This is a genomic window from Paenibacillus sp. 4624, from assembly GCF_050435065.1.
GTDB classification, from domain to species: Bacteria; Bacillota; Bacilli; order Paenibacillales; family Paenibacillaceae; genus Paenibacillus; species Paenibacillus amylolyticus_D.
On sequence record NZ_JBNDJR010000004.1, the window covers coordinates 22670 to 37106 of the forward strand.

Sequence of the window (14437 nt, forward strand, 5' to 3'; positions counted from 1 at the left end):
CCATCACCTTTCCTCTTCCCCTGCAGGCTGTTTAAGCCAGTCCAGCAGCATTTCGTGAAACTGTTCTTTTGTTGTGAGCGCTGCAACGAGCCAGTCATCCGAAGCCGCCGTGCTCATTCGGAATAACCAGTTGGAGGCTGCACTCGCGGTAAATGCCGCCGATTGTGACTGCCAGCCCTCCTGTCCCCATACAAGTAATCTGAGCTCTCCGTCAGATTGCTTGCCTACCAGACAACGTGCTAATGCCAGGGAACCTTCAGGATCATTCGTTTCCTGTGAGAGCTCATCAGCCACGGTTTGTACCTCATAACCCTTCAACCCGTTCATGACATCATAAAACTTTTTCTTGGAACACATCAGTGCCGGTTTATCCACTGGAGAATGGCCGCTCCACTTCATCCGTTCAATCAGAACATCAATGGCTTCACGAACATTTCCCAGGTCGCTTAGGCGGAACGAATCGGGGACATCCGTAGCGCGGGCTACTTCAACGACCCGTTCATCCGTGCAGTGTATATAACTTTCCTGCGACTTCCCGTCAATCGTATAGCGGAGCCAGCATGCTCTGTCGGATAATCCGGCAATGGCTACTCTGGAAAAAACGGTTGGTGTCATGATCAGCTCATTGCTATCTTGATCCTGAATCAAGTAGCCTTTGTCCAGCAAAGAGGTTTTGACACGCTCCCATTCCTTGGCAATATCTTCTGCCATATAACCTCGGAAAGGATCTTCCACGCCGAGCAATCGATCTGAACCGAGAATACCAGCTAGGAAAAATAGTTCCTTAATCTGCAACGTGACCACCTTTTGCTTAGAATCATGAACCGTCAACATTATGAGCCACCTCCCCTCAAACTACAACATGCCATCGGTCACGAATTTCTGAAATCCAATTATTCATTTTCCAGTTGTTATCGCATGGAACTGCACCTTTAACCCTGGAATATTTGCGTTTTATATAATAACCTTGACCTGGTGGCAGTACCTTCAGCCCACCTGCGGTACCCCCGGATTCCGAATAAGGTATACGGAAGAACGAGAGATCATTAGGGTCCAAAGTCCCGAACAGCAATCCACTTTGGGATGCTTTTACATCACTTACCCAATCTGAACCGAACGTTGGAAAGTCCGCCGGGACGCCTGAGAGAATAACATGAATGCCTCTGTCTCTACCCTGACGAACAATAACGCCGAGTTGATCTTTGATATTAAAATCGGTGAGCTGTTTGGATAAGGTGTCCGCGTCATCCACGACAAGCACGATTTCGGGTCCTCCGGTAATCTCACCACGTTTTAGAACTTCATCGTACAACTCCTGAATGACAGGCGCAAGCAATTCTTCCCTCGATACGTGTCCACGGACATGAGGCAAACTGCTGATTTCACCTAATCCACCTGACCCATACCTCATATCTACTGTGTATATTTGCACATCCTCAGGTGAAGCATGGTAGGCAAGTGATAACATCCACGTTTGCAAGAAAGTCGTTTTACCGCCTTCCATCGGACTGGTCACCATAAAGTGAGGCCCTTCACGCAAGTTAAGTTCAAACGGCTCCAAATCATCCGTGAGCAGACCCACAGGTACATTCACCGTTGAAGTTTCCCCTACTTTTCCGAAGGAACCTGTACGAACCAGCAGATCTTTAAGCTTGATTTCATCCGGTAATGGCGCAATTTGTGGCGTTTCCTCACCCGTCCAGCCTTGACGAATCTCCGTAATTGCCCTGCGCAAAGCGGCAGATCGTTCACCCTCGTCCGCTCCTGAAGATGGCAGCGCAGCCTGGAACATCAGCGGAGGGACTTGCCCCTTCACGAGACCTCGGCCAGAAGGAAGCTGGCTTGGCGCCTTGGAAGGCCGCCCCACAGCATAATAGTAATCACTTGGATCAGATAGCTCAAATGAAACAGCATTTTGTATGTTACTTCTGAACTTCTCAAAAATATCAGTGACCCGATTGGCGGTCAGCACAAAGGTGATACCTAAACTTCCTCCTTCTCGCAAAATGGTCTCCAGCGATTCATTTTCATCTGGGTAAGCATTACGGAAAGACATATATCCGTCAATAATGACAACAATCTGTGGAACTGTAGCATGAGCAGTACGACGATATGCCGAAATCGTTTTAACCCCTGCTTCCGAGATCATATCTTTGCGCTGCGCCGAGATTTTCAGAATATAACGGAACAAGCGCTTGATACGGTCTTCCTCTTCGGCCATCATCACTCCACCGATCTGCGGAAGTCCCGCAAAGTCTTTCATCATTCGGCCCATATCAATAATGTATCCGTTCCACGGCTCTGTACGTTCCGTACATGCAAGAGACATCAATAACGTCTGAACAAAAGTCGTTTTGCCGAGACCAGGCATGCCGTATACGACAAGATGACCCTGATCCATAGGCAAGGCCAGCGGCAGCTGACGCTGATTCGGAAGATCATCCAGCATACCAACCAAAGGTTTGAGACCATTAGCCCCATCAGCAAGCAGAGGCTCTCTTTTCTCCTTTTGCTTCCAGTCATGAAGACTATCCAGTTCTAGTATTTCTGGCAACGGAGGCAACCAAGGTCCAGGCAAACGCTCTATGCCGGCTTCTATAGCAGCTTTTGCCACATAATCAATAAACACTTGCAGCTGTTTCGGCACATCCTCTCCCTTGAGAACAGCTCTTCGCTCTCCGGTCAGCAGTGGTTCACGTTTGCCGTTGAGGCGAACTTCCATTACAGGAAGTACCGTTGTTGAATCCTCCTGCTGATTATAAGGTGCGCCGCTCCAGGCAAATTGCATTTCTTCAAAAACTTCGTCACTGCCGACCTGAAAATAACCTCGGCCAGGCTTCGTAATCCACGCAGCATTGGGGATTTTTATCATATCTCGACTATCTCCTTCGCTCTGAACACGAAGACAGATACGGAAACGAGAGTTACTCCAAATTTTATCATCCACAACTCCCGCAGGTTTTTGGGTTGCGAGAATTAAGTGAACACCAAGTGTCCGACCGATCGCCGCAATACTGATCAACTCATCCATAAATTCCGGCTGGTCACGTTTTAGTTGAGCAAACTCATCAATGATAATCACAAGATGCGGCAGTGGTTGTTCATGTCTGGAACGCAAAATTTTGTAGTACTCATCAATATGTTGCAGGTTGCCCGCATCATTTAAAATTTTCTGTCTTCTCACCAGTTCAGCTCGAAGAGAAACATTGGCACGTTCAATGAGATTGCCATCCAGATTCGTAATCGTACCTACAACATGTGGTAGATCGACAAAGGTGTTAGACATGCCTCCACCCTTATAGTCGATCAACATGAAAGCCAGATCATGCGGATGGAACTCGGCAGCCAGTGAAGCAACAATAGACTGAATAACCTCACTCTTACCCGAGCCGGTTGTACCTGCAATCAAACCATGGGGACCATGCCCTTGCCGTTCAATTTTATCGTGCAGATTGATAGAAATTCTTTTACCACCAGCTCTTACCCCCATAGGTACAGGTAATGTATCTGGATATCTGGTTTGTCCCCAGCGGGAGACAACATCCAGATCCTCCACCCGTGAAGTGCTGAGCATATCGAATAGTGGCAACACTTGCGGTATCTCCGAAGCGGAGGAACGCTTCAGACGAATCGGTGACATATAACGGGATAACGCCTCTGCCGTCTCCTTGGAGATCACATCCGGTTTATATGTTTGCGAGATGACATCCGCATCTTCCGTCTTTTTGATATAAACTCCTTTGCCTTTGGAAGCCTCCATAATTAACTGACAGTGCATAGGAAGGGATTGTTTGCGGTTCGCCAGCACAATCGTGCATACATCGATCTCTTGCGCAGCCTCCAGCAACAATGGAAGTAAAGGTTCTTCTTCAATCAGTTGCGTATCCGACAGAACGACAACATAACAAGGAGTTTGCACGGCTTTTTTGTAACGGTCCTCCTTATTATTTCGGCGACGGTTCAAAACGGAAAACAAGCTGTCCGCCAATTGATGCGCACTGCTGTGCCTGTCGGCCATATATCGCTGTCCCTGATCCTCATCCCAGATATGGGGCAACCAGCGGAGCCATTCCCACTCTCTGGTATCCTTTTCTTCATAAAAAGCAGCCAGTTTCAATTCATCTGGTGAGTGCCTTACCGTAAGCTGTGAGACGATAACCCGCAGCGAAGCCATGACTTCTTCCCTTTCACCCACAAGCCCCATCACCTTGGACTCAAAAAGAGGCAGCGTTATCGTGGCATCAGGCACGGTCTGGAATTCCGCAGCGAGTCCATGAGCGGCCTCAATTAACTCATCCTTCTCATATCCATCGATGCGCGGTACCTGAAGTTTGATGCGAAACGGAATTTCACCTGTACCGATACGTACCTGTAAAAAATCGTCATCCTCTGGGGAACGTTCCCAGAGCGAGCTGTTTCGATTTTTTACAATTTGCAGACAGGTGGATGGGTCACCGTGTATTTCATGCAGGCTCTTCACTTGCTCCGCCTGTGCTTCCTTCAGTTCTTCACGATGTTTATCCAGCTGTGCAAGATACATCACTTTACGTTCCTCAATCTTTTTGCGATATGATTTTTTATTGCTGAGATATACAAAGAACGGGATGGTGTACGATGTAAGCATCATCATAACTGTCATCATTTGAAACATCATATAATTGCTGTTATTCATTTTGCCAGTCATATTAATGTAGACATAGAAACCGATGCTGACCATCGTCATCATCACGGGAACCACGATTGAAATCATGGAAAATGTAGGTTTGTTCGGCTCCGCAGGCGGCCTGAGAATTTCAAGGCTCTCTTCCTTCAAAACCGGTGTCATTCTCGGAGAACGCTGATATAACACATTCACGAAGAAAAGACCTCCTTTTAGTCGTTCAATTAATGAATGATACGCCGCAGAGCGTCATTCGTTGCTCTCCTGCTGAAATAACGAGCGTCTCCCGTAGATCGGGGCCTCTTCAGAAGTCGTTGAAAAAGCCCGCTGTACACGCACACAGCTTCCCTGACGCAGACCCGTCTCCATTAGTTGCTGGGCGTTCTGGGGGGTAAACCATAGTCCCTCAGGAAATTTAGCTTCCAAAATATACTGAATGCCATCTCCCGGTGCCTGTCCGAATATTCGTACACCGAGCAACGTCTTCAGGTGTTCAATGGTGCATTCATCCGGAACCTCAATGTCGAACCATTCGCCTTCCTCCCGGCCGGAATACACGGTTAGAATCATGTGAATCCCTCCCAAGGTCTCATATGTAAATTGTCCTAATGTCAGATTAAATCAAAAAATTGCGAGTGAAACGGTATTCCATCCTATTTTCTTATATAAAATCCTTGTTTGCAACGTATCCGCTGTAATTTTGTTACATATGACCCACGTTTATATTAAAATATCGTTCATTTGACTCAGAACTTTCGTGTCATAGTTCCATAAAAAAATTGCAACGATGCGAAAACCTCGCCCAAATTACCATTTAATAGAAAAATAAAAGAATGAATTCGGGACTTTTATTCCTTCGTCCACAATTGAATTGTGAACACTTTTCAAACTTTATCCACCTTTATGTTTTCATAAGCTGATTTTAAGGTAATTTTAAGTATTGGTATTTAATATTACCTGTATGAAATAACTCTCGTGAGGTGATTTCAAGTGAGAACTCTAATAACATTTCAAAACAAATCAATCCCTGTATATTTTAATCAAGAAAACAAACAACCTGTGCAAAAAACATTAAGATTGCTTAGCAGTGCTCTTGAGCATAAGATCAGTAATGGTAAACGCGCTTTGCAAAAATGTCTGCACTCTTTGATTAGTATTGAAATTGTGGGCGGCGAAGCTATCCTTCACAGCCGCAGTGAAAACGACTCTCTTGCTCTATCCTTATATTGAAGAAGAGTCAGTGCACTATCATTGAAGAAGAATCTATTCTCCTTCGTTTATACGTTACCATGAAAAAGGAAGCTTCCCTATGAAGGACAAGCTTCCTTTTTGACATGGTTTTCGGCACATCCCCGCAAGGATGTTGAGACAAAACTCCAATTTCGGTCATCTTCTAATGCATTATTAGCGTCACTTCACTACTAGTAACACTTCTAGTATCATTACTAGAAACATTCCTTCCGCACCCTTTATTCCTTTTATTTCAGCTTTTCCAACACATAAGCCGCATCATGTTCTTCTGCACACTCAGCTTTTCGTATTCGAATGACAAACAATCTAACCAAATTTGCTCGTGTATGTTCTTCCTGACAGGTACTTATTTTCCTTAAAATAAAGCGGTCAATGGACATAAGCTCCAAGCCCCTTTGCCATGATATTTACGGAGCACTTTGGTCCGTGTATCCATAAATAACCAGATCAGAAGTTGCCCAAACAGCTTTTCCATTCAATTGAGAGCGGTATTTGCATCCGTTGTAAAATGATGCAAAAGCCCTTCCCAATACTGCTCAGACGGGCTTCATGCATCTCCTGTCGCTTCATCGCGAACCGACTCGTATACACCACGGACTGCCAATCTCTATTCATGCATATTCGACTTAGTTCACGCCCGGATACTCCCGAAATTGATGCTGTAGACTGATCCAGCGTGTACGTGTGAATTTATCAATCGCCCAGTCTCCGCCAAAACGACCTATGCCGGACGATTTCTCTCCGCCAAACATGACATGCGCTTCATCATTCACCGTTTGATCGTTCACATGTACCATACCCGATTCAATCTGCTCTGCCACTTGGTAGCCCCGCTCCAAGTTGCCCGTAAATACAGAGCCACTCAGACCATAAGGGGTATCATTAGCCAGCCTGATAGCATTCTGCTCATCTTTAGCTTTCATAATGATGGCTACTGGTCCGAACAGTTCCTGCTGTACAATTTCTTGTTCGGGTTTGACGTCTGCAAGCACCGTGGGCATAAGCACACTTTCCTGCTGTGTTCCTCCAAGCACTAATTGTGCACCTTCCTCTTTAGCCTGCTTTACGAGCTCTAGAAGCCGTTCCACTTCTTTCTTTCGGATCAGGGGGCCAACTAGTGTTTTCTCGTCAGCCGGGTCACCGGCATGTATGTTTTTCGTTTTATTAACAAAGGATTGAACAAACCGGTCGTAAATATCTTCGTGTACGATAATACGGTTTAGCGCCATGCAAATCTGACCCTGATGCAGGAACTTTCCGAACACTGCAGCCTGTGCCGCATGCTCAACATCCGCATCATCCAGAACGATCATGGCATTGTTGCCACCGAGTTCCAGTGCAGTTTCTTTGAGATGTTCACCGGCGAGTTTACCAATGCCCTTGCCCACTTCTGTAGAACCCGTAAATGAAATGACCTTGGGAATAGGATGTGTGACAAAATAATCCCCAATCTCGCTTCCACTTCCGGCAACTACATTTAATACCCCCTCTGGCAGACCCGCTTGTTCAAACAGATCCGCAATCAGCCATCCTGCTGTAATCGGGGTATCCGAAGCGGGTTTAATCACCACACCGTTACCGAGTGCGATCGCGGGTGCGACGGAACGCAAACATAGATGTAGCGGAAAATTCCATGGTCCAATAACGCCGATAACCCCTTTGGGCTCACGGACTACCCGATTTTCTTTGCCCGGCGTATTGGACGGAAGCAGTTCGCCTTTCATTCGAAAAGGAAATGAAGCCGATTCATCCGCGATACGTCTCGCTGCGGCAAATTCTGCTTCAGCTTTGATGCGTGTGCTACCGGATTCCGTAATGAGTAGCTGTATAATCTCATCTTTTCGTTCTTCCATTAAAGAGGAGACTTTACGGAGTACCCCTTCCTTCATGGAAGGCAACGTTGCTTTCCATTCCACCGAACTTTTTTGCGCAGACTCATAAGCCTGATCTATATCTTCTTGACTGGAAGAACGCCAGGTTGCGATCACTTCACCCGTATACGGATTAATGTTCTCTATCGTTTTCTCGCCTGAGCCTTCCACCCATTTACCTGAAATGAACTGTTTAGTCCACGTTGCCGTTTTATGTTGGTTATCCACTAAAGTCATGATACATGCCTCCGATCTTCAGATTAGAATGTACATAAAAAACGATGTCCCATTCATTAACCTTGTTCGAAGTTAGGCAAACGGATAATGCAACCTGAAAGCGGATCGGGCTTTGTCACAACATGTTCAAAGCCACGTGGGCACTATGCCTCAAAAGAAGCTAGATCAGACCAGCCATACGCGATTTCCACCAAATCTTTGTCCCCGATACGAATCGACTGTGTATGAACAGGTATGCCGCCCATTTTTTCATAAAAGCTACACGCCGGGTTTCGCTCCAAAGCCCAAATAATCATATTACCAATCTGGCATGTCTGGAGATGCTGAACCACCCGCTTCACAAGTTGTCTGCCTATTCCAGACTGCTGATGAGACTGGAGCAGATAAATGGCGTACAGTTCGCCATCATAGGTTAATTGACCTTCGCGTTCCTTACCTCCACAGGCAAAACCGACAATTTTCCCCTCTTCATCCTCAGCGACGATCAAAATCTGATCATTTTCGTCAGAGCGTAACTGCTGTTCCCACTGAGCTAATCGGGATTCTGCAGTCAAAAAATCCAAAACATGATCTGGCACAATTCCTCGGTATGTCGTTTTCCAGCTCTCTGTATGTACGTATGCGATCCCCCACGCATCCCCTTCACGTGCTAGTCTAATTCGCATAGATTTCTCCCCCCTTCTCTCTTAAAATGAATTCTTCCACACTCAATGGACTATGAACATTCACCACGTTTACTATATCTATCACGTTTATCATATCCATCACGTTTACTAAAATAGAAGTAGAATCCGGCCTATGGCCGGATCGTAACTCGGGTTCCCACGGATACCTTCGAGGACAAATCCAGCACGTCTGAATTGTACATCCGAATGCAACCATGTGATACGGACTTGCCAATCGACGAAGGTTCATTCGTTCCATGAATACCATAATGTGGCTTAGAAAGACCCATCCAGAGCACACCAAAGGGCCCTCCAGGATTCTCTTGTTTGTTGACAATGGTGAACTCTCCGTTTGGAGTACTGGTAAGCATTTTACCTGTGGCTACCGGATAACCTTTCACGACTTGATCTCCATCCAGCAGATATAACATATGGTCGGACAAGTCCACGATGATTCTGTAACTCGGCATCACGACATCCCTCCTGCCTTATCCTATGCAAGACAACTACGGATGCCCCGCCTCATATCAGTCCTGTTCCCAATCTTTGGCCCGATGGGCATGCTTGGCCTTGCGCGTTTTTACCGGTTTGCTTGAAGCTGTCCGTTTGCGTGAAGCCATCTCCTCCTTGCGCCGCTGATACTGCATTTCTTTCTGCATCTTGAGAAAGTTATACAGCCTCTTCTCATCCAGTTCACCGTTTTCAACGGCCTCTTTAACTGCACAGCCCTCTTCCTTCGTATGACTGCAATCCATAAATCTGCACGCACCAGACAACTCATCAATCTCTCCAAATGCCTGTGAAAGGCCTTCTTCTCCTTCGTCCCAGAGATGGAGTTCACGCATGCCTGGCGTATCGATCAAGACAGCTCCCTGTGGTAATACAAACATCTCCCGGTGTGTCGTTGTATGTCTGCCTCGGCTGTCCCCTTCACGCACCGATTGCGTAATCTGAACATCTTTGCCCATCATCCAGTTAACGAGTGTGGACTTGCCACTTCCGGAGGAGCCTGTGAGCGCTACAGTTGCTCCTGGTTTCAGATAGGTTTCCAGCATTTCCTTCCCTTGTCCTTCTATTGCCGAGATCGCCAGTACCTCCACGCCTGGTGCAATACCCTCCACCTCACGGATTCGTTCCTGCACTTCATCACACAGATCACTTTTACTCAGGACGATAACCGGTCTAACTCCCCCGTTCCAAGCCATTAACACATATCTTTCAAGTCTTCTGAGGTTAAAATCATGATTAAGGGCCGCAACGATCAGAAGGGTGTCTACGTTTGCTGCAATCAGTTGTTCTTTCGTTACCGGGCCAGCGGCTTGCCTGGATACACGACTCTGACGTGGCAAAACATGATGAATAATCGCTTCCTCACCCTGTTCTCCTGCCACAGCTACCCAATCGCCAACAGCTGGTGCAAGTCCTGTCTCCAAGTTATCATGACGAAGTTTTCCTGACATTTTGCCCCAACATTCTCCGCCCGCTGTGATCAGACGCTGCATTTGTCCATGATCCGCAATAATTCGGGCAGGTCGTCTGCATTCCAAGACCAGCTGTTCCTCAGACCATCGTTTCTCCCATGCCGCAGACCAGCCATAATTTTCAATACCATTCTTTTCAATACGTTGATTTAAAATAAAAATTCCTCCCAGATTGTTTATGTTTCAGTTTAAGTGTGTTTAAATTCAATTTTTTTCACGACACCATCCTGCATCTCCGATTACAGATCCAAACAAAAAAACCACGAGGTTGTTCACACCCGCGGCAAATCATAGTTATCTGAATAAGGTTGTCCCCACAGCATATGGAATAACGGTTAGCCTATACCCACTCCGTTATTCTAGCCCTGGAACTCCCCCCTATCAGCACACAAAAAAGCCACGGGTACGTGCCCCGTGACTTTGTCTGAAGGTCTTATCATCGCTCGCCAAAGTTGGATATTTCTATCCAGCTATAGCAAAATCGATGTACCTTGATCCGTTCCGGAGACGCTGTTCCTATTCAACTCCACGTATACTGCCGTTAGATTTGTCATGAACATCGCCTCCCTTGTAGAATATGCCATCATGTTACACAGTCTGTTGTGCGTTTGTCAAGCCCTTTATTTTTTATTGCTATTCTCTCTTTATTTCACCTGATCCCATCTCGTCCACATTTCTCGCGGATTTAATTCATACACTCCGTCTTCGCGGTACATGAACTGATGCATGATAAATTCCCGGCGAAGGGTAGCAAAATCCTCATGATATTCCTGAATAAACGTGTTGATTTCTTTTTCGCTGTACTTGCGTCCAAACTCTAATTGCTCCACCAGATATTCAAGCACGACCAGCTTTTTCTTGTACTGTGCAGGAATTTGACGAAGCCGGCCATCCTTGGAAAAAAAGTTCCTCATGATGGACGCTTTCAGGGTTTCGTTCACATCTGTCATATCAGACTGCTCCTTTCTTTTGAAAATAAAATCAACTGAAGCCTGAGCATGTTCGCGAATAAACGCAGGGTTCAGTGTAAAATAAACCGTATTTTTCTCCCGCCGCTCTTGAATAAGCGCAGCTTCTCTCAGCTTGGCAGCATGATGAGTCACCGTCGGCTGAGACAAGTTAAGGCGCTCCGCGAGCGCTTGTCCATGCAGTTCTCCTTCGGAAAGAAGCAGGAGCATCCGCAGCCGTGTAGGATCAGCCAAGGCTTTGTGATAGGCCACAATTTTCTCAAGCTGCATCAATGTACACCTCACATTTAATTAGATAAGTATCTAATTTGATACTAATCTTTATTCATCTGGAAGTCAATTCAATTTATTATTTGATTTTTTATCACATTGTGACGCCTGGCAGAACTGGCATTGAAGTGTTATTTACGGTAGGATTATATTGCTTGTAATGAAGGAGGATTAAGAACATGGAAGATGTCATTATTATTGGCGGAGGCCCATGCGGTCTGTCCGCTGCCATTGAATGTGAGCGGGTAGGATTGTCCGCTGTCATTATTGAGAAACACAATATCGTACAATCCATCTATCTCTACCCGACTCACATGCAATTTTTTAGTACAGCCGAGTTGCTGGAGATCGGGAACGTGCCATTCAGTTCGGCCAATGACAAGCCGTTTCGTTATGAAGCACTTGCCTATTATCGCAAAGTAGCCGAACATTTCGGCCTGCGTATTCATAATTATGAGGAAGCCCGTAAGATCCAGCGTAAAGAAGACGGCACCTTCGAGGTACATACGGTTAATCGGCGTGGAGAAACCATCGTACATCAAGGGCGACATGTCGTCGTAGCTACCGGCTATTTCGATCACCCGAATTACCTCGGCATCCCTGGTGAAGACAAGGATAAAGTCACCCATTACTTCCGTGAAGCGCACCCATATACCAATACACGCGTGGCCATCGTTGGTGGAAGTAACTCAGCGGTTGACGCCGCCATGGAGCTTGTCCGGGTTGGCGCTCATATTGATATGGTATACCGCGGTACAGGTCTGTCCGAGCATATCAAGCCTTGGGTTCGCCCGTTATTCGAAAGTATGGTGCAGAAAAACCGCATTACGCTTCATCTCGGTTCACGTGTTAATGAAATCCTGGATGATTCCATTCGAATTGTGCACACAGATGGTTCGGAGAGCGAACTTGAGAATGACTTCGTGCTCGCCATGACCGGGTTCAGGCCTGATCGCCAATTGCTTGCCTCCATTGGAGCAGAGATGTCTGAGGATATGGATAAGCCATTATACGATCCCCAAACGATGGAAAGCAGTGTACCAGGCGTTTATGTGGGGGGTGTTATCGCTTCAGGGCGCAATGCCAATGAAGTATTCATCGAATCAGGCCGCTGGCATGGACGCTACATTGCTGAACATATTATTAGCAAAACAGAACATCGTGGCGGCAGTAATCATGCTCAATCTGAGGAGCAATGAAATCCATGGATATGACCTCCCTTCTGTTGCTTGTGTTCGCAGCGCTTGGCATCATTAGCAGTAACACACCTGTAACTGTAGCGATGGTATTCCTGTTACTGCTTCGTGTATTGAACGTCAATCAAGCCTTTCCCTGGCTTGAAAAATACGGACTCACACTGGGTATTATCATTCTGACGATTGGTGTCATGGCTCCTCTTGCCAGTGGTAAAATGAGCCTGCAGACCATCGGTGAATCATTTCTGCATTGGAAGTCACTGCTCGCCATCGGCGTTGGTTTGCTTGTGGCTTATCTGGGTGGTCGCGGCGCATCGCTGATGAGCACACAGCCAACAGTTGTGGCAGGCCTCTTGATCGGTACAGTTCTAGGCGTTGCCTTGTTCAAAGGTGTACCCGTCGGGCCATTGATTGCAGCAGGCATCCTGTCCCTGCTTTTAGGCAAATCCTGAAGCGTACGGAATGATACAGTTCGGTAAGCATGTATGCTTTTGCAAACTGGCTGTATTTCCCACCGCTCTGTGCTATACTTCTATTCATGCAAACAGATACTTCATCTGCAACAGGGAATGGGCAGCCTTCTCGCCTTGTCAGATGAACTCATTTAGCACTTCACGACGTTTATCGTCCTCAGGAGGATTCAGGAACCATGTCACGTCCCTTTGTTACCGAAGCCGTGATGGTGGCTATTTACGGTCAATTGCTTGCGCCGCCGGCGCCTGTGGAATATATCGTTCCTTACACCACCATCCTTGAACTATATGAATTTCAGAGCAGTGCTGACCCCATGATGGATAATCCCACAGATGACCAGCACGTCAAATCCAAAATCAACGAATTGATCTCCTATTTCGAGGAGCCCTTAAATAAGAAAAAGATTGAGCGCGCCCTAGCGGTTCCCTGGGCAAAAAGCCCTGCCATTCTGTTTGGTAATCAAGCTTCCATTACCATCGTTAACTCGATGGACACCGCCCAATATGGCGAATATTTTGATCCGATTGAGACAGAACTGATTCTCACATCTCAGCGTCTGGGCGTTCCAATCCTGACCGATCAAGTGGAGTTAATTGCCCGCATCATTGAGTCCGAGTCACCTGTGCAGGTGTTTGATATCGATGATTTCGATTTTGCAATGGATGATGCGCCACTGGATCAGGTATAATCCAAAGAACACAAAAAAATGCAAAAGACCTCAACTTCCACTGTATAGTGGCAGTCGAGGTCTTTTTTTGAGTTCATACACTACAGTTTCATCTTCAAATTCACTCTGCACATACTAAAGATCCACAATGTACACACTGAAGTTTATCCTGTTACCTTAAACGTTCGTGCTGCCTGCACATATTACTTTAAGCCAGACTGTTCCAGTAGCGTTTGGCTGATGCTGTTCATCGAAGGCAGTGCATTCGGATCAAAAAACTTCAATCCCGCATCGCTGTTTACCCGCGCTTCCACAAGATGATCATGAATAATTAGGGCCTTAAACAAAGCAATGACATAGTATTCCTCATCGCCGTTCGCATGCACTTGCCTCAACTCGGGGCCGGAGTATAACGCTTCAAAAATTACAGATTCCGTAGTCCACCCTGTCTCTTCCCAAAGTTCACGATGCGCCGCCTCTTCAATAGACTCACCAGGGCGCATCTCTCCGACAGGCAATCGCCAATGCCCCTGTTCCGCATGCTGGATGAGCAGCAGCTCACCTTGTTCATTCGCAGCCATAATGGCCGCTTTGACTACAATATTTGCACGTTTGGCAATATATTGCCCAATATCCCGCGCCGGCAGATCCACTCCTCATCCCTCCTTTTCAAAAAGACGGTGCTCCCCTTTCAGTT

Annotated in this window: 13 protein-coding genes; 4 read left to right on the forward strand and 9 right to left on the reverse strand. The window is 46.5% G+C overall.

Translation table 11 applies throughout. The annotated features are described in order from the left end of the window. Positions 1–3: 3 nt before the first annotated feature. From ABIE27_RS10530 to ABIE27_RS10540, 3 genes are read right to left on the reverse strand one after another with little or no spacing between them, the layout of a single operon-like run. Positions 4–834: a hypothetical protein gene (locus ABIE27_RS10530; protein ID WP_123067113.1), complete on the reverse strand. Its 831-nt coding sequence runs from the start codon at positions 832–834 to the stop codon at positions 4–6. Between the two features lie 16 nt (positions 835–850). Beyond that, positions 851–4855, reverse strand: a complete 4005-nt coding sequence (gene essC / locus ABIE27_RS10535; protein ID WP_429350516.1) for a type VII secretion protein EssC — start codon at positions 4853–4855, stop codon at positions 851–853. Positions 4856–4909: 54 nt separating this feature from the next. Next, positions 4910–5230: a hypothetical protein gene (locus ABIE27_RS10540; RefSeq protein ID WP_090921061.1), complete on the reverse strand. Its 321-nt coding sequence runs from the start codon at positions 5228–5230 to the stop codon at positions 4910–4912. Between the two features lie 420 nt (positions 5231–5650). Here ABIE27_RS10540 and ABIE27_RS10545 point away from each other — a divergent pair, with 420 nt between their 5' ends. Further along, positions 5651–5890: a hypothetical protein gene (locus ABIE27_RS10545; RefSeq protein WP_110892980.1), complete on the forward strand. Its 240-nt coding sequence runs from the start codon at positions 5651–5653 to the stop codon at positions 5888–5890. Between the two features lie 647 nt (positions 5891–6537). On the opposite strand, the gene ABIE27_RS10550 is transcribed toward ABIE27_RS10545, so the two are convergent. The 5 genes from ABIE27_RS10550 to ABIE27_RS10570 form a co-directional block, all read right to left on the reverse strand. Continuing rightward, the gene (locus ABIE27_RS10550) at positions 6538–8019 is read right to left on the reverse strand and encodes an aldehyde dehydrogenase family protein (protein WP_429350517.1); all 1482 of its coding nucleotides are present in this window, start codon (positions 8017–8019) and stop codon (positions 6538–6540) included. A gap of 143 nt (positions 8020–8162) precedes the next feature. Continuing rightward, positions 8163–8684 (reverse strand): N-acetyltransferase family protein, encoded by a 522-nt coding sequence (locus tag ABIE27_RS10555; RefSeq protein WP_429350518.1) that lies wholly within the window; start codon positions 8682–8684, stop codon positions 8163–8165. 131 nt (positions 8685–8815) lie between these two features. Beyond that, positions 8816–9154 (reverse strand): L,D-transpeptidase, encoded by a 339-nt coding sequence (locus ABIE27_RS10560; RefSeq protein WP_123067109.1) that lies wholly within the window; start codon positions 9152–9154, stop codon positions 8816–8818. A gap of 57 nt (positions 9155–9211) precedes the next feature. Then, positions 9212–10231, reverse strand: a complete 1020-nt coding sequence (gene rsgA, locus ABIE27_RS10565; protein ID WP_240037246.1) for a ribosome small subunit-dependent GTPase A — start codon at positions 10229–10231, stop codon at positions 9212–9214. Positions 10232–10809: 578 nt separating this feature from the next. Beyond that, a complete protein-coding gene (locus ABIE27_RS10570; RefSeq protein ID WP_123067108.1) occupies positions 10810–11403 on the reverse strand; it encodes a metalloregulator ArsR/SmtB family transcription factor in 594 nt (197 codons plus the stop codon). 179 nt (positions 11404–11582) lie between these two features. On the opposite strand from ABIE27_RS10570, the gene ABIE27_RS10575 reads away from it, so the two are divergent. From ABIE27_RS10575 to ABIE27_RS10585, 3 genes are all read left to right on the forward strand, one after another. Next, complete coding sequence (locus ABIE27_RS10575; protein WP_123067107.1) at positions 11583–12602, forward strand: YpdA family putative bacillithiol disulfide reductase; 1020 nt, start codon at positions 11583–11585, stop codon at positions 12600–12602. A gap of 5 nt (positions 12603–12607) precedes the next feature. Further along, the gene (locus ABIE27_RS10580; protein ID WP_090921075.1) at positions 12608–13051 is read left to right on the forward strand and encodes a DUF441 domain-containing protein; all 444 of its coding nucleotides are present in this window, start codon (positions 12608–12610) and stop codon (positions 13049–13051) included. 197 nt (positions 13052–13248) lie between these two features. Then, positions 13249–13761, forward strand: a complete 513-nt coding sequence (locus tag ABIE27_RS10585) for an ADP-heptose synthase (RefSeq protein ID WP_123067106.1) — start codon at positions 13249–13251, stop codon at positions 13759–13761. 182 nt (positions 13762–13943) lie between these two features. Here ABIE27_RS10585 and ABIE27_RS10590 read toward each other — a convergent pair whose 3' ends face one another. Next, positions 13944–14393: an NUDIX domain-containing protein gene (locus tag ABIE27_RS10590; protein ID WP_123067105.1), complete on the reverse strand. Its 450-nt coding sequence runs from the start codon at positions 14391–14393 to the stop codon at positions 13944–13946. Positions 14394–14437 lie beyond the last annotated feature (44 nt).